Source organism: Arthrospiribacter ruber (assembly GCF_019343195.1).
Taxonomy (GTDB): Bacteria; Bacteroidota; Bacteroidia; order Cytophagales; family Cyclobacteriaceae; genus Arthrospiribacter; species Arthrospiribacter ruber.
In genome coordinates, this window is record NZ_RPHB01000003.1 from 369,670 (window position 1) to 389,571 (window position 19,902).

Below are 19,902 nucleotides of genomic sequence, written 5' to 3' on the forward strand. Positions count from 1 at the left end.
AAGCTGACATGACTAATCAGTGGCAATATTTTTCTCCAGAGGTTCATTTAATGTAAATACACCAAATCAATGCGAATATAGCAAAGAAAGTTAAGTTAGACATGCCTTTTTTATTTTTATCGTAAATCAAAATAAATATTTAGTGTGGGCTAAAAAAATGTTTCCGCATTATTTGTGTAAATTTCCGATATGATTGATTATGATTTCAGACCTGAGCGCTATTACGACGGGACAGGCCCTAGTACTGTTTTAGTCAGATTATTCTATCCGGAAAGCCAATGGGGAGAAGAGATCAGTATCTACACGAATGTGATAGACGGAAAAATTCATTTTGAAGCTGTGGACTTTTATGGCAACGATATACATTTAAGCCCTCAAGTTTCGGACAAGCCTCTGAGTTTGCAGGAGTTGATATTGATGATCGAAACAATGGACATCAATACAGAGGCTGAGTTAGGAAACTTAGCTCTTACGCTTTCAGGTATACCTGAAGCTGAAAGTACTTATTACCCGGCCTTGGAAAGGTATTTTTCTGAAAAAAGAAAATATTACGGACTGCGTTAAAAATCCAAAATAGTTTCGTAATGTCTTGAAATCACATGATTGGTCTTGAACCAATAATCGTAGGTGTCAAAATCCACACAATCATTGAGTGTCATTCCCTCAAACTCCACAGATTTGATGCTGGACTTTGGTAGCCAGCTCCTCAGATCATTGGCCTGATCAATGGTCAATTGGTCTAATTGGATTACTTTCACGCCTTCTAAAATAAATGGTATCAGTTTGGTCATAACCTTAGCTTTTATCTTTTTACAAAAGAAGTCCATATTCTTTTGTATTTGATTAACAATAAATTACCCTTCTGTTAAATTTCAAAAATGTGTAGCTTATTTTTAGGCTGCTCTAATCTACCAAGTCCATTTTATGACAAATCTTTTTCTGATTGTGTTTTTTTTGCTTGTGGGTCTACTGCTTCAAAAGCTCAGTTTTGTCCCTGCAAGACTCTCGGAATATTTGAATACCTACCTGATTTATGTTGTTTTACCCGCTTTGGCTTTGCTTTATTTGCCTGAAGTCAAGCTGAATCTGGACTTATTACTTCCAATTGCCTCAGCTTGGATCAGTTTCTTCCTTTCCTGGCTACTTTTTGGATTTTTGGGCAAACATTTTTCTTGGCCCAATTCTCTTACAGGATGTCTGATCATTACAGCAGGTTTGGCAAACACTTCTTTTGTAGGTTTTCCAATAGTACAGGCACTTTATGGAGAAGAAGCAGTAAAAATCGCTTTGCTTATAGATCAGGCAGGTTCATTTATCATTGTCAGCAGTGTGGCTGTTGTGGTCGCTTCTATTTACAGCACCGGGAAAAAACGAAAAAGAGATATCAGTAAAAAAATCCTAACGTTTCCCCCCTTTCTGTTTTTTGTTTTAGCAATGGGAATGAATGTTTTTCAAATACAAATTCCTCAAGGCTTGGAGTCTATTTTACAGTTAATAGCCATCACTTTGACTCCAGTTGCATTGACGGCCGTAGGACTTCAGGTCAAGATCAATCTAGAAGCGATCAGCTCAAAATTTCTCTGGCTCGGTTTATCTTATAAGCTGATATTGATACCAGGAATTATTTACCTGCTATTTTCTCAGGTATTTGGTTTGGAAGGTTTGCTTTTCAAGGTGTCTGTGATAGAAGCTGCAATGGCTCCCATGATCACAGGTTCAATTATTGCGATTACCCATGATTTGGAACCAAAGCTGGCTTCCCTACTCGTGGGAGTAGGGATTCCGCTTTCCTTTTTGACCATTACAGGATGGTACTTTTTATTGGCCTGATCAAGGGTTTGAGGTAGTGTCCGGTCTTGTATTCTGTCTAGGAGGACGAAGCACATTTCTCAGCACACTTTTGGCTTCTTCCACTGCGCGGTCTTTGGTTTCGGAGGCTTTTCTTTCTGCTTCCCTGCGTACGCTGTCCTGTAGGGTTTCTGCTTTTGCACGGACTTCCCTTTTTAGACTGTCTTCTGCTGCCCTAAACTGCTGCGTTACCTGCTCTTGGATATTTTCTCTTTCCTGCGTGACTCTAGATCTCAGTGCATTTGCCAACATGTTTTCAATGCTGTTGCCTCCAGCAAGACTTACTCTTGGATTGGAATAAGTACCACCCAAGTTTAGCGCCAAAGGTATGATAGTGGATTCAGAAGCCTGGGTTCCCGATATAGTGGACAGTATGTTGTTGGCCATAGATCCAAACCTGCCTGCTGGCACCTGCATGTTGAGCAGGTAATTGATACTTCCGTCAAAAGAAGTGCTTCCCTGAATGTTGGCCTGATAGTCCCAAAGCCTTACATCGAAAGGACGTACATCCATCACACCATTATTTATCTCAACCGGAATACTGATATTTCTGAATTGTAAGCTATTGCTTTCATTGAGACGGGTTACTTGAGATACTGCTTGCAAGAGCTGTGGATTTTGATAGGATGCTTCTGCTACCCTCAGCAGTCCCTTTCCATCGAGGGTAGAAAGTACTGGCATCATATCAGGGCCCAGTTGACCTGAAAAATTAAGCTTTGTGCTAAAATTGCCCGTAAGGTGCTGGGCAATTGGAGCAAATGCCCTGACTGTATTGAAAGATTCAAATGCCCTTGGAATACTCAGAGAGGACAGGTCTAGGTCAAAAGCAAACACAGGTTCAGTGATATTCCTTGGATCATAAGTTCCGTTCATGCTGATCTGTCCTCCTAAAGTACTCATAGCAGCATCTCTAAATCTAAGGATACCATCTTTTATACCGAGATTTCCTCTTACATTTTTCAAACTCAGGTTGTCGTAAATAACTTCCTGCATATTGATCGCCATTGTAAAATCGATGTCTTTTGGCAATTCCACCACACTAAGTTCCATGCTTTCCTCAGAGGTATCCGCTGTCATCCATTCGTTGATATCAAATTTGCTGGAATTGAGGCTGAGCTGTCCAGTCAATACGGCGTCATTTTTCAGGAAATAATCCATATAGTTGGATAGAAAACCTGTTGCAGTAAGAGGACTTTGACCTAATCTCGAATCAAAGTCTTTGAGTGTAATCCTTTGTGGGGAAAATTCCATAGTGGATGTATTGATCCTTATTCCTTGAGGAACATCCGTGGAATTGAAATAAAACTCTCTGAGATCCAGTTCTCCCCTCATGTCTATCCTATTGTACCTAGCGGCTTCTACATCTGCATAAGATCCTTTGGATTGCAGGTCTGCCTTTAGCTTACCTTCCATGATGATGTTTTCCATAGGGAAAATTGCGAGCATTTTTCCCAAATCCACTCCACCTTGCAAGGCTCCATCCCAGTTGAGGGCAGCAAAATCCTGTACCCTAAGTCTTCCTGTAATGCTTTCGTTTTCCAGCTCAAAACCAAACTGGGACAAGTTGACAATAAAGTCATCCATACGTCCGCTTGGATTGCTGACAGTAGCATTCACGTTAAGCTTCTCAATGGGAGCGGGATAGTCACTGCTTTTTACAAACCCGTTGGTAAGGGCGAGCCTTGCATCCATACTTGGAATGACCTGAGCTACAGAATCATAACGGCCTTTTGCTGTGGCATCCACATCCAACATTCCACGAAGGGTAATGCCTTCTACAGGGAAAATTGAAGTAAGTTCCTCCAGGTTCAGTTTGCCTCTAAGGGATCCATCCATGGTATAGTCCTTGAGGTTGGCAAGTGCAAACCGACCTGAAATAGGGTTTGAACCAAAGTCCATGCTGAAGTTCGGGATCTCGATTCGGGTATTGTCCAAGTCATTGCTGCTGTTTTCCACATGCATGGCCACATTGATATTGCTCACCGGTCTTGGTAAATCAGGATATTGGAACATACCATCTTCCACTTTTAAGGAAATATCAAAGGAGGGAAAAGAATTTTCATTATATATACCCTTCATAAATCCACGGAAATCCATGGTTCCGGAGGTCCGGAGATTATCGAAGTTTTCGGTGTATACCCCGGGAACCAAAGATAATATGCTTTTAAAGGTGTTGTTTTTTCCTTCAAATGCAAGATCCATTTCAATATCTTCCTCAGGTAGTGCTAGATATCCTTTTAAATCAAATAGAAAATCATTGAGCCTAAAGCTACCATCGCCTAAGGTAAATTTCATTTGCTCGAGATCCACATTGAGTACTGTTTCACCCTTAAATTTTTTGTTTCTCAAATAGTTGGTCCCATCGAAAGAAACATCTGCAATAATAGCTTCCATTTCCATAGGTAAGTCATAGACATCCATGGTGAAGTCCCCCCTGCCTACCATGTCGATCTGGCCTAATGCCATAAAAAAATCCAGTTCCCTGTCGTCATATATCACATCTAGGTCATTGACTTCTATGATATCTACAGCCATTTTAAAGTTGCTTTCAGTGGCAGGTTCTTCAGAAGGGAAGGTAATGTCGTAGTTAGCCTTTCCATCTTCCAATACCTTTACATAAAGGCTACCGCCATTCAGGTGGAGGCCTGTAAGCGTTGGGAAATCATCGAATATCACAGAGCGAAGATTAAAATCTACCTGCAACCTGTCTACATGAACCAAAGTGTCATTTTGGAAAGGAGGGTTGCCAATGATTCCAAATTCCCTCACTGTGGCAGAGATATGGGGAAACCTCCTAAAAATACTAAGGCTGATATTGTTGAAATCGTAATAAACCTGTGCGTTTACCGCTCCTTGTATTTCACGGTCAATCCGCTCAGCTATCTTATCTTTGAAAATGAAGGGCAGTGCTGCCAAAATTCCCAAAATGAGGAAAAATATAGCAAACCCGATCAAAATTTTCTTTTTCATACCTTCTTGATTTTGGGGATTGTACGCTGAAGAAACGAGAAAGATGGCTTATGTGGGCATCAGTTTACCAGACTTTTTGGATTTCTTTCAGCATCTCCTCATGTACATGCGAATTGCTTGCCAAAATCTCTTTGCCGAAAATGTAATTATCACCACCAGAAAAATCGCTCACTTTTCCACCGGCCTCAGCCAGAATAATAACTCCAGCAGCAACATCATAGGGCTTTAGATCATACTCAAAGAATCCCTCAGATCTTCCACAGGCTACATAGCAGAGATCTGTGGCCGCACTTCCCATCCTTCGGAGACCATGGCAGGTTTCCATGAGACTTCTCAGTACGGCCAAATAGTCATCTATTTTTCCGAAGGCTGAGTACGGAAATCCAGTTACTATCAGGCTTTCGGAAAGTGTTTCGGATTTGCTGACAACGATGGGTTGCCCGTTCAAGAACGCCCCATTTCCTTTGCTGGCATAAAAGCATTCGTCAAGGTTGATCTCGTACACGACACCCAAAACAATGTCTTCTTTGTATTTGAGTCCAATACTCACTGCAAAGACCGGTATGCCATGGATAAAATTGGTCGTGCCATCCAATGGATCAATGATCCAGGTGAAATCTTTTCCACTTTGACCTTCTGTGCCTTCTTCAGCAATAAAGTCTGCTTCTGGAAGGATATTTTTCAGCTTTTCAACAATGATTTTTTCAGCTTCTTTGTCTACATAAGAAACTAAATCATTGAGCCCTTTGGCTTCAACTTTATTTCTATCAAAGGTTTTTGATTCTTGCCGGATAAAAGATCCTGCTGATTTTGCTGTTGAGATGGTTTTGGTAAGTATTTCCGAAAAATCAATCGATGAATTCATTTTTAATGGTTTAGGTAAAAACAGGAAATGTTACAATTCTTATTTTCCTTGCACGACAAGTACAATTTCCCCTTTAATAGGATTTTCTTGGTAATAGGCTATGAGTTCTGATAGGCTGCCTCTTACATTTTCTTCGTATAATTTGCTAAGTTCCCGGGACACACTTGCCATTCTGTCCGGACCAAAAGCTTCTGAAAACTGTTCCAGTGTTTTCATCAGTCTATGAGGAGATTCATAAAAAACCATGGTTCTGGCTTCATCCTGTAGGTTTTCGATACGGGTCTTCCTACCTTTTTTGTGGGGGAGAAAGCCTTCGAAGGTAAATCTGTCATTGGGTAAGCCTGAATTTACAAGAGCAGGTACGAAGGCTGTGGCGCCGGGAAGACAGTTTACCTCCAGACCGGCTTCTTTTGCGGCCCTTACCAACAAAAATCCAGGATCTGAAATTCCCGGTGTACCTGCATCACTTACCAAAGCCATTTTTTCTCCCTTTTGCATTCTTTCGATGAGCTTTTCTACGGTTTTGTGCTCATTGAATATGTGATAGCTTTGAAGAGGTCTTTGGATTTCAAGGTGCTTCAATAGTTTGCCGGAGGTTCTGGTATCTTCTGCAAGAATGACATCCACTGACTTGAGTATATCTATGGCCCGAAGGGTGATGTCTCTGAGATTGCCGATTGGTGTGGGTACCAGGTAAAGGTTTACCTCTTTTATTTCCTGATCTGACATATTAGATCTTATCGATGGCTTCAGCCAGCTTTCTGTCTTTATTGGTCACCTTATTGCCGGCATCGTGGGTAGTGAGTTCAATAGTTACTTCATTGTATACATTGCTCCAGTTGGGATGGTGGCCCTGAGCTTCTGCCAAAAATGCGACTCTTGTCATAAAAGCAAATGCTTCCTGAAAGTCTTTGAATTCAAAAGTCCTGCTAAGTTTGTCATTTTCTTCTTTCCACATGGTTCAGTTGGTTTAAAGTGCAATTACTCCTTCAATTTTCGAAGCCTTATCATATACCTCCAAAATTGCCTCTGAGCTACTCATCATTGCTTTGATGGTGACAGACACGTATTTACCTTTCGAAGATTCTTTGAGCTCCATTTTGTTGTTGGGCAAAAGGCTCCCTACTTCCGCTTCCTTGCCATTTTGAACAATGAACTTGAACATATATAAGGAAGGAAAAGAGGTCATGGCATCCAATTTCTCTTTGAAAGCTTCCCGGTCGAAGGTGTTTTTCATTTGATACTAATTTAAGACTTAAATTCTATACTCTAAAAGTAAACCGATATTTATCTGGTTTTGGTTTCCTATCTCTACCTTTTGCCTTTAGCTAGGTGAAAGTGAGGGTATAAAAAAACCCGTGAAAAGCTTTTCACGGGTTTCTACTCATTCAATCTTTAACTATTAAAAGAATTTGTATCTATAATCTTTTACATTGGCAAGATCTTCTAGTGCCATCATAATCATATAAGCAGTCCTTTGTGAAGAGTTTAGGGTCAGCTGTCTTTGGAAGTTGCTGTAGTCACCTACTTCAGAAGCAGGAGTCAGGGAGTTAAGTTTCAATACAATGATACCTACATCTTCCTGTACAGGCTTGGAAATTTGCCCGCTCTCTTTCAATCCAAAAGCTGCGCCAACAGCACTAGGAGCAAAACCTACTCCTGGCAGTACAGAGGCAGATAGCTTGAGATCCGGCGTGTTGTCCAATGAAGCATCATCCGGGAACACATCTCTCATTTCTTCCAAGGTAGATTTTCCGGCAATCTTATCTTTGATCAATTTTGCCTTCTTTTCATTTCTTACCTGAAGAAGTACCTGTGGCCTTACTTGATCTAAAGTAGCAGTACCTTCTTCATACCTTTGCTTCAGTGTAGCTACGATATAAGCATTGTCCAATTCGAACACACCCGAAACTTTGCCTTCAGAAGCATCATTGAATGCCCACCTGATCACTTCTCTGGCATTGGTAAGGTTGTTCAGGTTTCTTGCAAAAGCATCCACATTATTGGCCTGAATCACGCGATATCCTTCTTTCTCGGCATTTGCATTGAATTCGCTGGCATTACCTGCATTGGCTGCAAAGAAGTCTGCTTTTCTGTAAGCATCATTTCTTGTAGCATCGCTGGCAATCAGTTCTCTTTCGATAGTTGCGATTTTGAAGGACTCTCTTTTTGGAAGATCAGTCACGCTGATAATGTGGTAGCCATATTCTGTTTCTACAAGTCTGTTGATCAGTCCTGTATTTCTCTGCGCAAAAGATACCTCTGCAAATTCATCTACAAAGTCCTCTTTGGCAAACCAACCTAGATCTCCACCTCTTTGCGCAGTGCCATCCTGTCCGTATTGAGCTGCTGCTGTTGCGAAATTCAATCCATCCTGGATTTCTTTCAATACACTTTCAGCGTTTTGTTTTACTTCAGCTTTGGCATCATCACTTAGCCCTTGGGTTCCAAATAGAATATGAGCTGCACGCATCCTTGGAGTTCCATCAAATTTTGAAGTGATTTTGTAGGTAACATAAGTAGACCTATTCGTAAGGAAAGGGCCATATATCTCACCTTCTTCGATCTCGTCTACATTGCTTGTGAGTGAATTAGGTAATGCATCTCCTGGAAGGAAAGTCTGAAAAGGCCTTTGAGCTTCTGAGTTTCTGATCGCGAATACAGAGTCGCTTTCTGCATTTCCCAACTCTTCGGTTAGCCTTCTCATTTCAGATATCACTGCAGCAGAGTCTTCGCTACTAGGATTGATAGGAAAGCTTACATAAGCAAGGTCTGCTGCATTGGTAACTTTAAATTTCTCCTTGTTTTTATTGATATAATCACGAAGCTCGCTGTCAGAAACACTTACAGCTGTGTCCGGAATAGCATAAAACGGGATGAAAAGATGGTCTACATCAGCAATGGTATTGGACATTTTGTGCTCCATTCTACCCTCTGCTTTTGTCGCATACTCTGAGGTCGATAGTAAATTATCATACTTGATCCTCAACCTGGCATCTGCAAACAGCCTTTCTTGTTGAGCCCAAAAAGCCCTTTGCTCTGGTCCTGCATCCTCAAGAGACTGAAGGAAAGCAACCAGCTGATTTCTGTCAAACTCTCCAGTTTCAGGATTGGTCAGTTGTTGCCTTAACTCGGCAATGATATTCTTCCCTTGAACCATATCCACTAACTCCGCATCGGAAACAGTGAGTCCAAGAGCGTCAAATTGGGAATCAAATACCTTATCCACTATAAGTGCTTGCCAGGCTTGCTCCCTGATGCTGTTCATTTCATTTTCGGATGGAGTCCTACCGGTATTCTGCTGAAACTGGAATTTAATCTCCTCTATTTTCCGGATGTATTCTTCATAAGTAATACGCTCACCTGCAATCTCTCCCACTTTGTTGGAACTTCCGCCCAGAAGGGTTGAGTTAGGGCTGAGTATATCTCCTCCTACTAGGAAGAAGATCAAGCCCACTGCTATCACACCGATTGCAAGACCTGTTTTCTGTCTGATTTTTTTAATTAATGCCATTCTACTGGTTTTTTGAAGTGCCGCAAAATAATTACATCTAGTGCTAAATTCAAAATATTATCACTGTCAATAAATTACTTATTGGGTTTAAGGTTGGGATTGATTTTTAATTTAAGGGTTTCTATTCTGTGATCTTGTTTGGATACTATGGTAAATGTGAATGAGCTGTACACTATTGACTGCCCCTTTTGAGGTATGTCTTCTGTCAATGAAAGGATAAATCCAGCCAAAGTTTCAAATTCACCATACGGCAGTTCCCATCCATATTTTTCGTTGAGATAGTCAATTTCATGACGGGCACTGAAAAGGTATTCTGTATCGGATATTTTTTGCTCGATTAGGTCATCGCTGTCATATTCGTCCTGAATTTCTCCAAAAATCTCTTCAATAATGTCTTCCATGGAGACGATACCGCTGGTACCCCCAAACTCATCCACGACCAAAGCAAGGCTTTTGCGCTCTTTGATAAATTGAATCAACAGTTCATTGGCCAGGGCTGATTCGGGTACGATGATGATACTTGTCAGAATATCAGATATGGATTTTGGCTTTTTGAAGAGTTCCAATTGGTGGCAATATCCTATAACATCGTCAATTGACTCTTTGTAGACGATGATTTTGGAATGCCCGCTTTCTGCAAAGGCCTGTTTGAGGTCCTCAATGCTTTCTTCGATATCCACTGCCACAATATCAGTTCTGGGCACCATACATTCCCTTACTTTGATGGTCTTGAATTCTACGGCGTTGTCAAAAATCTTGGTGTCAATTTCTACCTTGACATCCTTGTCGGAATGTTGAAGATTGTTTTGAATAAAGCTGTTCAGGTCGGTTACTTTAAATACAGGCTTGTCTTCATTATATTCTAATCCCAGCACCTTTGTGATGAAAAAGCGTGATAAACCTACCACGAACCAAACTATTGGGTACATCAAGTAATAGATGGCCTGAAAGGGAAAGGCAAAAACTGATAGAAGTCTATTTGGGTTGAGTATGAAAATGCTTTTGGGTAAAAACTCTGCGGTGACCAATACGATAATAGTGGAAATGACAGTCTGAGAGATCAATACAAAAGCTTGTCCGTCGACATTGTCCGGAAGTAAGTCTTTGATCCAAGGCTCTAACAGATTAGCCATGAAGATTCCGTACATGACCAGGGCTATGGTGTTTCCTATAAGCGTCGTACCTATAAATTGTCCAGGCCTCTGAACAAAATTGGAAAGTATCCTTCCGGAAATCAACCCCTGCTTGTTCTGTAATTCTATCTGAAGTTTATTGGCAGATATGAATGCGATTTCTATTCCCGAAAAAAATGCGGAAAACAGCAAAGTAATCAATACATATATGAGGTATTGGCTTTCCATTATTTTTTGGGCTTTTTGCTAGGAGGTGTGTTATCCTGATTTTCCCTTTCCTTATTGGTTCTGTATTTGTACCAAAATAACAGACCCACGGACAGCATAAATATGGGATATGAAGCCATTAGTCCCACAGTGATCAATTGGTGGGTGCCAATGATTACTGCAGCAGCTGCTAAAGAGAGAATGGAAATGTTACTGATTTTCATCTTTTTTAATTTTCACCTGGCAAGATGGTTCGGCTATTGGTAACCTTAAACAGCTTGTATTCATTAAAGCCTTCATCTGCTTCCATTCCTGTACCATTGAAAAGCGTTTCTCTTTCCTGGATGGTCACAAATTTTTCTGTATAGATTTTTTTTGCATTTGGATCCCAGAAGAGTTCTTCTGAGTTTAGCTTCTGATCTTTCTCAAGGTTGTGGACCCTCACATCTCCTTCACCTTTATAAAGGTTGTCTTTATGTGTGTAAAACCCCCTATCAGCCCGCATGGTGGTAGTGATATTGCCCTCTTCATCATAAAATGTGATGTCAATACCTTCGGGGAATTCCTGATCTCCGTTTTCAAATTCAATCTGTTTCTTTGCCTGAAGGTAAGTGCGTACCAAGGCAGAATCACTGTGGTAAAGCTCTACATCCAAAGCCTCACTGACAGGGCCAAGATAGGGCTCCAAGAGACTGCTGTCCACTTCTTCATCACAAGAAGCAAGGCCCATTATTAGGCAAGCCCCAATCATAAATGAGCAAATTACACGGAACATAGCCACAAAGATATCAAAAGATTATTAACAGTAAGGAATTTCACAATTGACCATATCAAATGTGTTTGCATAAAAAAAGCAGTCTTTTGGACTGCTTTTTTGGGGTATGTGATATGGTTTAATCTCTTGTAGCCAAAGTCACTGTTTCACCTATCCAGCAGCCTGTGCTGATCGTAGAACCTGCCTGAAGTCCTTCAGTGAAAAGCTCTTCTTTGGATGGGAACCTGGCTCTCGCATCTCTCATGCCATCATTGTTGCCGGCTCTTTGGAAGGCATTGTAAGCTGCAATGTAGATGGAGTAATCTTTTGCTCTACTTTCTCCTCCTTTACAGTCGTTGAAAGATCCCATATAAAGCTGTCCCACCATGGTATAAGCATCAGAGGCTTTATCAGAGTCTAATTTTGCAGATTCCATAGCCGCAGATCTTGCAGCAGACTTTCTACCTGCTTGAGCGTGAACTTTGGCAAGGTCAAATTGAACCTCAGCTTTCTGCTTGTCATTTTCAGCTAAAGAAAGTGCTTTTTCCAAAATTGGCTGGGCTTTTTCGTATTCCCTGTTCTGCATGTACCTCATTGCTCTTACCTGAGAAGTGGAGAACGTAGGGTTGTCATTGTCGATCAATTCCAAAGCCATCAAGAAAGAAGAGGAGTTAAGACACTTGTATTGTACAGAATATTTGAAAATCTGTTGCGCCAGCATTAGGTTTTCAGGTTCTGCCTTGAGCTTAGGCCCAAGGTTATTTTCAATAAATTCACAGTCAATCAATTCCATAGCTACTACCAATTGTTCAAGGGTAGATTTCGGACTGGATACATCTTTTCCTTCAGCCTCAGCCTCATCCAACAAAGCTTTCAGGTTTTCATACTTTTCCAATTGCTCCATTTTGGTGAAAGCTTTATTGTAAGCACTGTGCCTGTAGACCAAATCAAAGTAAGCTCCTACCAGTGTTGGGGTATTGAAATTGCCGTTGATTTCTACTACTCTGTCAAAATAGCTTAGTGCTTCTTCTAATTTGTCTTTTTCTCCTTTCCAGAAATTATAAGCATAATAAGCCCTGTTTTCTGCCCATCTCGATTCATTGTCATAATATTTGTCACGAAGCTCAAATACAGTCATTACAGAATCTTGATAAACTCTTTTCTGAGCTGCGTCAGAACTTGCATTAGCGGCGCCTGCATATACATTGACTCCGTTGATGTAGATTGACTCGTTGACTTGAGGAACGTTGGTCAACAACCAATTTAATCCTCTGGTTGCCTCTACAAACTGCTCAGACTTCATGTAATCCGTGTAAGCAGCGTTGAGCTCTCTAGCTCTTGCCTCTTCTGCAGGGTCAGATGGCCAATTCCATTCTTGAGCCTGGGCAAATCCCGCCATCATGATGGTTAGAAACCCGGCTAGTACACTTTTAACTTTCATGTTTGTTAAATTTATTCGAATACTCGTTTGTAAAACCATGTGTTATCATTGAGAGAAAATCCTAAACTAAAGTTTACATAATTTTCTCTTATCAATCCATTTTCGGTGGTGCCGCGGGTTCCAAGTTTAATGGCGAAGTTTGTCAACGATAAACTGTTTATAGGAACCGAACCTCCAAAATTGATGCCAATGTCCTGAACTTGGATGCTTGACAAAACATACGGAGTTTGCTGGTATTCCACCCCAAATCTGTACGTAGTCCGCTTCAGGAGATTGTCAATCGCCCCAAAATCCGGGGTAATCTGACCTCCGAGCGCAAGTTTGAAAGAATCCCCAAGCTCGCCTGTACCACCATCAAATGAGCGGAACTGGCTGAGTTGTTGATATTGTCCTTCAAGGCCAATTACAAATTTATTAATTTTTTCGAAAGATATACCAAAACCTACATTACTAGGTATGTAAACACTTCCTGCTACATTGTCGCTGATTAGGTCCCCTTCAGCGTCTGGTCTGCTAGCTTCCCCAATATTGCCTGTCTTCGCAAATTCTTTTCCATTAATATTTCCATATGCCTGATAAATGGCGCCTAGGTGGATATTATTTCTGTTTCCGGCTTTAAAATAATAATGGGCCCCACCTTTGATTGCAAAGTCACTTACACTGAATCTTTGATACAATTCTGTTGAAATTCCAGCAGGGTTTCCGTTTTCATCCAATAAGCTCAACTGGTTGGTCCGGATGGTAGAGCCAAAAAGATATGACCCATGAACTCCCAAGCTAAGGTTTTTGGCGACAAGAAATCCTGTGGATAAATATGCTTCTGATATTCCTCCTCTTCCATCTATTCTATTGACAGAATTGAAGTTGGTCCCTGCTACTTGTCCTGAAATCAGGAGGTTATAATTTACACTGGTTACCTGATTGATTCCCATTCCGAGAGTGGATTTTCCCGAATTTATAGGTAAAGACATCAACACATACGACAAGCCACCTCCATCTGAAAGTTCTGTGCTCTCTCCTGACGAAACGTTGATTCTTTCGTAATTGAAAGCAGCCTGGAAGTTGAAAATGGTATTTCTGGTAGAAAGTGCAGGGTTCATGTAGTTGACCGACCAGCCTGTACCAAAGCTCAGGCCAAGCCCTCCCATACCTTGGTTGGTAGTCAGGCCTGAATTGTTGAAATCACCAATGCCTAATGCACTGTAAGTGGATGCGCTCGATTGGGCAAAGACTTCTGAAATTATGAAAAATGAGCAAAACGTGCTCAATAATTTTATCCTATTGGAGATTGACATTGTAGCTTAGAATTCTATTTAATCCATACAGGACCAAATTTGGGATTACAAATATGTGGTCTTTTGTTAAGCTTTCAAAAACTTTTGAATCACCCCCGCAAATTAAGACCTTCAATTCGGGGTAAGCTTTTTGGTAAGCATGTATAAATCCTTCGATTTCGTGAAGGATGCCGTGATATACACCACTCTGCAGACAGGTCTCTGTCGTATTGCCTGTAAGTGCGGGTACCTTCCAAGGTTCCAAATCCACCAATGGAAGTCTTGCTGTGTATTGATTCATGGACTTGAATCTCATTTTCAGTCCTGGGGTAATAGAACCCCCAAAATACCTGTCTTCCCCGTCCAGAATCTCATAGGTAATACAGCTTCCCAAGTCAATAGTAAGCAAGGCGCCTTGCTTTACAATGGCCCTAGAGCCTACTACAGCAGCTTTTCTGTCCACTCCTAAGGTCTCAGGGCTTTGGTATAGGTTATTGATCGGAATCGGTGTTTCTTTATCCAAAAACAAAAACACAAACCCAAGTCGCTCTTTTAGCTGTTCTTCAGTATATTTTACTGAACTGATGATGCACTTGGAGAAATCCAATCCCTTTGAAAATACAGATAATGCATCTAAATCCTCAAAGGCGGCTTCTTGAATCAATTTGTCCCGGACAAAAACTGCTGCTTTTATCCTGGAATTTCCTATATCTACGATGAGGTTATTCAAATTATCAAAAGTTTCTCGTCACGCATCGGCGAAAATACTCAATTATGTCAAGTACAATTTTTGCATAAAATAAATTTAACTTTAGCTTGCTGTTTTTAACAAAATTTAACCCTGGTTGCCATGGATCAAACTTATAAAGTCATCGGCCTGATGTCCGGAACTTCAGGAGATGGACTTGATATCGCCTATTGTCATTTCACAAAATCAAAAGATTGGTCATTCAATCTGGAGTTTGGAGAAACTGTTCCATTTCCTGAAAACCTCGGGAAAAGCCTTCAATTTGCCCATGATTTTGACAGCCTTTCTTTGGCTCAACTGGACGTGGACTTCGGGAAATGGATGGGAAGACAAGTGAGGAACCTGATAGATAGAAAAGGCTGGGAAGTGGATGTTGTATGTTCTCATGGTCATACTGTCTTTCATCAGCCTTCCAAAAGATTGACTTTGCAGATTGGGAATGGTTGGGCTTTACATCAGGAAGTTGGAGTTCCCGTGATCAATGACTTTAGGATGAATGATGTGCAGCTTGGAGGACAGGGAGCCCCTTTAGTGCCTATTGGTGACCGTCATCTTTTTGGGGCTTACGATTATTGTATCAATCTTGGGGGCATAGCCAACATCAGCATGGAAATCTCAGGGGAGAGAAAAGCATTCGATATTTGTCCCTTTAACCTTTTGCTCAACCGTTATGCTGTCTCTTTGGGAAAATCATATGATGAAAATGGAGATTTTGCTCGTGAAGGGAAAGTCCTTGAAGATGTCCTTGATCGTTTGAATGGACTGACCTATTATAAGCAACCCAATGCGAAGTCCCTTGGCAGAGAGGATTTGGACATTTATTTGGAAATATTGGAAAATAAACTTGATCACAGGCCTCAGGATGTCCTCAGGACATTGGTGGAACATTACATTTTTCAGATAATGAGAGTACTCTCTCCGGAATCCTCAAAAAGGAAAAGCGTTTTGGTAACCGGAGGAGGAGCTTTTAATATGTTTTTTATGCAAAAACTCAAAGAAGCCATGGCAGGATACTTTGAATTGATAGATGCCGGGAAGGAGATGATCAACTTTAAAGAGGCGCTTATTTTTGGCTTCCTTGGCGTGCTAAGACTTCGAAATGAACCAAACTGTCTTGCTTCTGTCACGGGAGCCAAAAAGGATAGCTGTGGAGGAATGTTATTTGGACTATGATAGACGGTGCTTTTTGTACTGCCTAATTTTTATAATTTTGCTTCCCTGTAAACCCAAATATATTTTATGAAAGATTTATTGAAGAAGTTTGAAAATAAGCAACCTGAAATTGTTTTTGAATGGAGTGACCACGAGACAGAAGCAGAAGGCTGGGTGGTGATCAATTCCTTACGAGGAGGTGCTGCCGGCGGAGGTACCAGAATGAGGAAAGGTCTTGATAAGCGGGAAGTGGAGTCTCTCGCCAAAACCATGGAGGTAAAATTTACTGTTTCAGGTCCTGCAATTGGAGGAGCCAAATCAGGGATCAATTTTGATCCTAACGATCCCAGGAAAGATGATGTACTCAAAAGGTGGTACAAAGCTGTCATGCCACTTCTCAAAAATTACTATGGCACAGGAGGGGATCTTAATGTGGATGAGATCCACGAGGTTATTCCCATTACGGAATCTTATGGACTTTGGCATCCTCAGGAAGGCATAGTAAACGGCCATTTCAATGCTACCGAACCACAGAAAATCAGAAAAATTGGACAGTTGAGGCAAGGTGTCTCCAAAGTTTTGGAAGATCCGGACTACACCCCTAATGGCCCAAAAAAATACACTGTTGCGGATATGATTACAGGTTATGGGGTAGCCGAAGCTGTAAGACACTATTATAAAATATGGGGAGGGACATTAAAAGGTAAAAGGGCTGTCATCCAAGGATGGGGCAATGTGGGTGCTGCGGCAGCCTGTTTTTTGGCGGTAGAAGGCGTGAAAATAGTGGGTATAATTGATAGGGTTGGAGGCCTTATCAATGAGAAAGGTTTTTCATTGGATGAAATCAGAGAGCTATTTATAAAAAGGGAAGGCAATAAGTTGGTGGCGGATAACCTGATTCCTTTTGATGAAATCAACGGGAAGATTTGGGACCTGCAAAGTGAAATATTTATTCCTGCCGCGGCATCTAAACTGATTACAAAAGACCAATCAGAAAGGATGGTAAAAGCAGGGCTTGAAGTAATATCCTGTGGAGCGAATGTTCCCTTTGCTGACCCTGAAATTTTCCTTGGGCCTATTGGAGTATGGGCGGATGAGAGGGTAGCGGTATTACCGGATTTCATTGCCAATTGTGGTATGGCAAGGGTATTTGCTTACCTGATGTCAGGAAATGCGGAGGTGACTGATGATGCTATATTCAAAGATGTGAGTAAAACCATAGCTAAGGCATTGAAGAAAACTTATGCAATCAATACGGGAAAGACCAAGATTGCCCAGACTTCTCTTGAGTTGGCCTTGAAACAACTGGTATAAGAATAAAACCAATCATCAGCCGGGATGAAATGTCATAAAACAATTCATCCCGGCTTGATTATTTTATATGGTTCTTTTCATTCAAAATAAGTAGTTTAGCAAAAACAAACTTGCGACTTGAATAAAATCATGCCATTCAAGCAAGTTTTTTTTGATCCAAACCTGTTGAAGAATAAGTTAATTTTAGCTGAATGAAGAATTTTATTGCCGTTTTTGCATTGATATTGGGGTTAACTTTTTTGGTTGACATTCCAGATGCCAAAGCACAGGCAGACACCCAAACTGAACAAGTAGATACCACCGCACAGGGTGACAAAATCACCAGCGTGGCCGCTCATATCCATGATGATCATGAACACGAAATAGCCCCTTTTTGGTTAGTAATTCCTTTTGTGACATTGCTATTGATGATTGCAACAGGCCCTTTGTTTTATGAACATTTCTGGCACCATAATTATCCAAAAGTCGCTGTAGGCCTGGCTATAATAGTGGTGTTTTATTATCTTTTTGTCCTGCATAATGTACATGGTCCAGTCCATGCCTTGGCTGAGTATGTACAGTTCATTGCTCTTTTGGCCTCACTATATATAGCTTCAGGAGGTATTTTGATTGAGATTGATAAAAAGGCCACTCCAATGGCCAATGTCACTATTTTATTGATTGGGGCAGTGATTTCCAATCTTATAGGAACCACTGGGGCTTCCATGCTTTTGATCAGACCATTTATAAGACTGAATAAAGGAAATATACAACCCTACCATATTATCTTCTTTATATTTATGGTGAGTAATATAGGTGGATCACTTACACCTATTGGAGATCCTCCTTTGTTTTTGGGCTTCTTGAAAGGAGTTCCGTTTTTCTGGACCTTGGAATACAATTGGCCTGCATGGGTGGTTGCATTGGTCATATTGGCTATAGTATTCTATTTTATCGACAAAAAATTTGGAAGGGCCAATGAAGAAGAGCTGGAAGAGGTGAGTTATTCCAACAAGTTTGAGTTGATAGGTACTAAGAATTTTATTTGGTTGGGTATTGTCATTCTTTCTGTTTTCCTGGATCCAAATGTGATAGACTGGGTTCCAGCCATCAGATATGACGGGCAAAAGTTTTCCTTTTTGAGAGAAATCATCATGTTATCTGTGGCCTATTTCAGTTATAGGTTTGCGGATCAAAAGGCTATTAAAGGCAATGAGTTCAACTTTGAACCCATTCGGGAAGTGGCATTTATATTTGTAGGGATTTTTGGAACCATGATGCCAGCACTTGAATTGGTGGGCAACTTTGCCAAATCTCCCGAAGGAGCTGAGTTGATCACTCACAATACCTTGTACTGGGGAACAGGGATTTTATCAGGTTTTTTGGATAATGCTCCCACCTACCTGAATTTCCTTGCAGCGGCCATGGCTTCACAAGGTGCTGAAATAAGTAACCTCGAAAGCGTCAGAAACTTTGCGCTCAACAATTATGACGATTCAGCATTTGAACTGATGGCTATTTCCATAGCAGCGGTGTTCTTTGGCGCTATGACTTATATAGGCAATGGACCTAACTTTATGGTGAAGTCCATAGCTGAGCAAAGTGGTATCAAAATGCCTTCTTTCTTTGGATACATTATCAGGTTCAGTATTCCGATCTTATTGCCTGTTCTGATTTTGACCTGGTTGATTTTCTTCGCCTTTGTGTGATGAAGCCAAGGTAATGAAAATTATATCTTCTCAATTGGTATCGGCTAGATAGGGCGTGCTGAAAAACGCCAACTGGAGAATAAATTCTTTAAATTTTGATGAATACCCCGTTTGTCAAGTATTTTATTTTTAAGCAGGTGCACGCTTATTCAATAATATAGGTCGATTTCCGTGCTCCTTAAAATTTCAAAATTTTAAGGCTAGTCTCAGGCATACCATCTTCTTCATTGGGCTCACTCGAAGTATAAGCATACATCTTCATTCGCCCGCTTTGAATCTGGCATACCTGAGACTTTTTCAGCAAGCCCTATATACAAAAAAGGATGAAAGTACCCTGCTTTCAGCCTTTTTTAATGTTTCTCAACTGAGTTTTTTTATTCTATTATTGATGCGGAAATGATGACTTTGTTGGGCCTAGAAAATACCACTTCCTGAATGTTTTCTACCGAATACTGATCCAATTTTCCGGATTCTGAATGGAATATCAACACTCCTCGTGTTTGGGAGGTGTAAAAAGGGTTTTTTGTCTCTGATCTAAAACTCACCTCTTTGACATTTCCCTCTAGGTATTTCACTGTCATTTTTTTGACTTTTCCTTTTTCCCCTTCTTTAAGTTCGTGCACCAGAGTAGATTCACTTCTTTGTGTTTGATATGACTGTGCCAATGCAGGTCTATTGATATCTGCATCTAAGAAGAAGCTCAATTCCTGTAACCATTCTTCTTCAGTAGGGCTTGTGGTAGTCCTATCTTTTTGCCCGTTGATATTTACTTCCTTGACAAGCTTCTTTCCATACGCTTTTTCCACTGCTACTTCTGTAAATTCTTTGATCGGGAAATAGGCAGGTTCGTTGCTGTCTCGATCATTTGAAATATCTGTACAGGCTGCAAGCCACCACAGTAAAGTTAAACTGCTGATTAGGTATTTCAATTTCATAAATATTGGAATGAATGTATTCTGACAATAATGTTGCTTGCCCTGATAGGCAGTCGCTT

Annotated in this window: 19 protein-coding genes; 5 read left to right on the plus strand and 14 right to left on the minus strand. The window is 40.8% G+C overall.

The genetic code is table 11. The features are described from left to right. Nucleotides 1-189 precede the first annotated feature (189 nt). Nucleotides 190-564 (plus strand): UDP-glucuronosyltransferase, encoded by a 375-nt coding sequence (locus tag EGN73_RS07465; protein WP_219287921.1) that lies wholly within the window; start codon nucleotides 190-192, stop codon nucleotides 562-564. On the opposite strand, the gene EGN73_RS07470 is transcribed toward EGN73_RS07465, so the two are convergent. Further along, nucleotides 561-791 (minus strand): hypothetical protein, encoded by a 231-nt coding sequence (locus EGN73_RS07470; RefSeq protein ID WP_219287922.1) that lies wholly within the window; start codon nucleotides 789-791, stop codon nucleotides 561-563. The two genes, EGN73_RS07465 and EGN73_RS07470, sit on opposite strands and share 4 nt — an antisense overlap. Before the next feature lie 133 nt (nucleotides 792-924). On the opposite strand from EGN73_RS07470, the gene EGN73_RS07475 reads away from it, so the two are divergent. After that, the gene (locus EGN73_RS07475; protein ID WP_219287923.1) at nucleotides 925-1,830 is read left to right on the plus strand and encodes an AEC family transporter; all 906 of its coding nucleotides are present in this window, start codon (nucleotides 925-927) and stop codon (nucleotides 1,828-1,830) included. Here EGN73_RS07475 and EGN73_RS07480 read toward each other — a convergent pair whose 3' ends face one another. The 12 genes from EGN73_RS07480 to EGN73_RS07535 form a co-directional block, all read right to left on the minus strand. Continuing rightward, the gene (locus EGN73_RS07480; RefSeq protein WP_219287924.1) at nucleotides 1,831-4,818 is read right to left on the minus strand and encodes an AsmA-like C-terminal region-containing protein; all 2,988 of its coding nucleotides are present in this window, start codon (nucleotides 4,816-4,818) and stop codon (nucleotides 1,831-1,833) included. A 64-nt stretch (nucleotides 4,819-4,882) separates the two neighbouring features. Then, nucleotides 4,883-5,683: an inositol monophosphatase family protein gene (locus EGN73_RS07485; protein WP_219287925.1), complete on the minus strand. Its 801-nt coding sequence runs from the start codon at nucleotides 5,681-5,683 to the stop codon at nucleotides 4,883-4,885. Between the two features lie 39 nt (nucleotides 5,684-5,722). Beyond that, nucleotides 5,723-6,412, minus strand: coding sequence for a 16S rRNA (cytidine(1402)-2'-O)-methyltransferase (gene rsmI, locus EGN73_RS07490; protein ID WP_219287926.1), 690 nt, complete (start codon nucleotides 6,410-6,412; stop codon nucleotides 5,723-5,725). 1 nt (nucleotide 6,413) lies between these two features. After that, a complete protein-coding gene (locus tag EGN73_RS07495) occupies nucleotides 6,414-6,641 on the minus strand; it encodes a 4a-hydroxytetrahydrobiopterin dehydratase (protein WP_219287927.1) in 228 nt (75 codons plus the stop codon). Between the two features lie 12 nt (nucleotides 6,642-6,653). Further along, the gene (locus tag EGN73_RS07500; protein WP_219287928.1) at nucleotides 6,654-6,920 is read right to left on the minus strand and encodes a DUF493 domain-containing protein; all 267 of its coding nucleotides are present in this window, start codon (nucleotides 6,918-6,920) and stop codon (nucleotides 6,654-6,656) included. 165 nt (nucleotides 6,921-7,085) lie between these two features. After that, on the minus strand, nucleotides 7,086-9,197 hold the full coding sequence (locus EGN73_RS07505) for a SurA N-terminal domain-containing protein (RefSeq protein ID WP_219287929.1): 2,112 nt from the start codon (nucleotides 9,195-9,197) through the stop codon (nucleotides 7,086-7,088). Nucleotides 9,198-9,271: 74 nt separating this feature from the next. Then, nucleotides 9,272-10,558 (minus strand): hemolysin family protein, encoded by a 1,287-nt coding sequence (locus tag EGN73_RS07510; protein WP_219287930.1) that lies wholly within the window; start codon nucleotides 10,556-10,558, stop codon nucleotides 9,272-9,274. Beyond that, a complete protein-coding gene (locus tag EGN73_RS07515; protein ID WP_219287932.1) occupies nucleotides 10,558-10,761 on the minus strand; it encodes a hypothetical protein in 204 nt (67 codons plus the stop codon). The genes EGN73_RS07510 and EGN73_RS07515 overlap by 1 nt, the downstream gene beginning before the upstream one ends. Before the next feature lie 5 nt (nucleotides 10,762-10,766). Further along, nucleotides 10,767-11,288, minus strand: coding sequence for an LPS export ABC transporter periplasmic protein LptC (gene lptC / locus EGN73_RS07520; RefSeq protein ID WP_246611502.1), 522 nt, complete (start codon nucleotides 11,286-11,288; stop codon nucleotides 10,767-10,769). Nucleotides 11,289-11,430: 142 nt separating this feature from the next. Further along, nucleotides 11,431-12,732 (minus strand): tetratricopeptide repeat protein, encoded by a 1,302-nt coding sequence (locus tag EGN73_RS07525; protein ID WP_219287934.1) that lies wholly within the window; start codon nucleotides 12,730-12,732, stop codon nucleotides 11,431-11,433. Between the two features lie 11 nt (nucleotides 12,733-12,743). Continuing rightward, the gene (gene bamG / locus EGN73_RS07530; RefSeq protein WP_219287936.1) at nucleotides 12,744-14,027 is read right to left on the minus strand and encodes a BamG family beta-barrel-assembly machinery protein; all 1,284 of its coding nucleotides are present in this window, start codon (nucleotides 14,025-14,027) and stop codon (nucleotides 12,744-12,746) included. Continuing rightward, on the minus strand, nucleotides 14,011-14,736 hold the full coding sequence (locus EGN73_RS07535; protein WP_219287938.1) for a type III pantothenate kinase: 726 nt from the start codon (nucleotides 14,734-14,736) through the stop codon (nucleotides 14,011-14,013). The genes bamG and EGN73_RS07535 overlap by 17 nt, the downstream gene beginning before the upstream one ends. A 120-nt stretch (nucleotides 14,737-14,856) precedes the next feature. Here EGN73_RS07535 and EGN73_RS07540 point away from each other — a divergent pair, with 120 nt between their 5' ends. From EGN73_RS07540 to EGN73_RS07550, 3 genes are all read left to right on the plus strand, one after another. Continuing rightward, on the plus strand, nucleotides 14,857-15,927 hold the full coding sequence (locus tag EGN73_RS07540; protein ID WP_219287940.1) for an anhydro-N-acetylmuramic acid kinase: 1,071 nt from the start codon (nucleotides 14,857-14,859) through the stop codon (nucleotides 15,925-15,927). Between the two features lie 66 nt (nucleotides 15,928-15,993). Further along, nucleotides 15,994-17,220: a Glu/Leu/Phe/Val dehydrogenase dimerization domain-containing protein gene (locus EGN73_RS07545; protein ID WP_219287942.1), complete on the plus strand. Its 1,227-nt coding sequence runs from the start codon at nucleotides 15,994-15,996 to the stop codon at nucleotides 17,218-17,220. 191 nt (nucleotides 17,221-17,411) lie between these two features. Continuing rightward, complete coding sequence (locus EGN73_RS07550) at nucleotides 17,412-18,908, plus strand: sodium:proton antiporter (RefSeq protein WP_219287945.1); 1,497 nt, start codon at nucleotides 17,412-17,414, stop codon at nucleotides 18,906-18,908. 374 nt (nucleotides 18,909-19,282) lie between these two features. Here the strand turns inward: EGN73_RS07550 and EGN73_RS07555 are convergent, their stop codons facing one another. Continuing rightward, nucleotides 19,283-19,843 (minus strand): hypothetical protein, encoded by a 561-nt coding sequence (locus EGN73_RS07555; protein WP_219287947.1) that lies wholly within the window; start codon nucleotides 19,841-19,843, stop codon nucleotides 19,283-19,285. Nucleotides 19,844-19,902: the final 59 nt, after the last annotated feature.

Excerpts from the sequence above, each read along its gene's own strand:
- EGN73_RS07515 (WP_219287932.1), bottom strand. The coding sequence starts at position 10,761 with ATGAAAATCAGTAACATTTCCATTCTCTCTTTAGCAGCTGCTGCAGTA.
- EGN73_RS07505 (WP_219287929.1), bottom strand. The coding sequence starts at position 9,197 with ATGGCATTAATTAAAAAAATCAGACAGAAAACAGGTCTTGCAATCGGT.
- EGN73_RS07485 (WP_219287925.1), bottom strand. The coding sequence starts at position 5,683 with ATGAATTCATCGATTGATTTTTCGGAAATACTTACCAAAACCATCTCA.
- EGN73_RS07510 (WP_219287930.1), bottom strand. The coding sequence starts at position 10,558 with ATGGAAAGCCAATACCTCATATATGTATTGATTACTTTGCTGTTTTCC.
- EGN73_RS07550 (WP_219287945.1), top strand. The coding sequence starts at position 17,412 with ATGAAGAATTTTATTGCCGTTTTTGCATTGATATTGGGGTTAACTTTT.
- lptC (WP_246611502.1), bottom strand. The coding sequence starts at position 11,288 with ATGATTGGGGCTTGCCTAATAATGGGCCTTGCTTCTTGTGATGAAGAA.
- EGN73_RS07475 (WP_219287923.1), top strand. The coding sequence starts at position 925 with ATGACAAATCTTTTTCTGATTGTGTTTTTTTTGCTTGTGGGTCTACTG.
- EGN73_RS07500 (WP_219287928.1), bottom strand. The coding sequence starts at position 6,920 with ATGAAAAACACCTTCGACCGGGAAGCTTTCAAAGAGAAATTGGATGCC.
- EGN73_RS07540 (WP_219287940.1), top strand. The coding sequence starts at position 14,857 with ATGGATCAAACTTATAAAGTCATCGGCCTGATGTCCGGAACTTCAGGA.
- EGN73_RS07465 (WP_219287921.1), top strand. The coding sequence starts at position 190 with ATGATTGATTATGATTTCAGACCTGAGCGCTATTACGACGGGACAGGC.
- EGN73_RS07480 (WP_219287924.1), bottom strand. The coding sequence starts at position 4,818 with ATGAAAAAGAAAATTTTGATCGGGTTTGCTATATTTTTCCTCATTTTG.
- EGN73_RS07495 (WP_219287927.1), bottom strand. The coding sequence starts at position 6,641 with ATGTGGAAAGAAGAAAATGACAAACTTAGCAGGACTTTTGAATTCAAA.
- EGN73_RS07555 (WP_219287947.1), bottom strand. The coding sequence starts at position 19,843 with ATGAAATTGAAATACCTAATCAGCAGTTTAACTTTACTGTGGTGGCTT.
- EGN73_RS07525 (WP_219287934.1), bottom strand. The coding sequence starts at position 12,732 with ATGAAAGTTAAAAGTGTACTAGCCGGGTTTCTAACCATCATGATGGCG.
- EGN73_RS07545 (WP_219287942.1), top strand. The coding sequence starts at position 15,994 with ATGAAAGATTTATTGAAGAAGTTTGAAAATAAGCAACCTGAAATTGTT.
- rsmI (WP_219287926.1), bottom strand. The coding sequence starts at position 6,412 with ATGTCAGATCAGGAAATAAAAGAGGTAAACCTTTACCTGGTACCCACA.
- EGN73_RS07470 (WP_219287922.1), bottom strand. The coding sequence starts at position 791 with ATGACCAAACTGATACCATTTATTTTAGAAGGCGTGAAAGTAATCCAA.
- bamG (WP_219287936.1), bottom strand. The coding sequence starts at position 14,027 with ATGTCAATCTCCAATAGGATAAAATTATTGAGCACGTTTTGCTCATTT.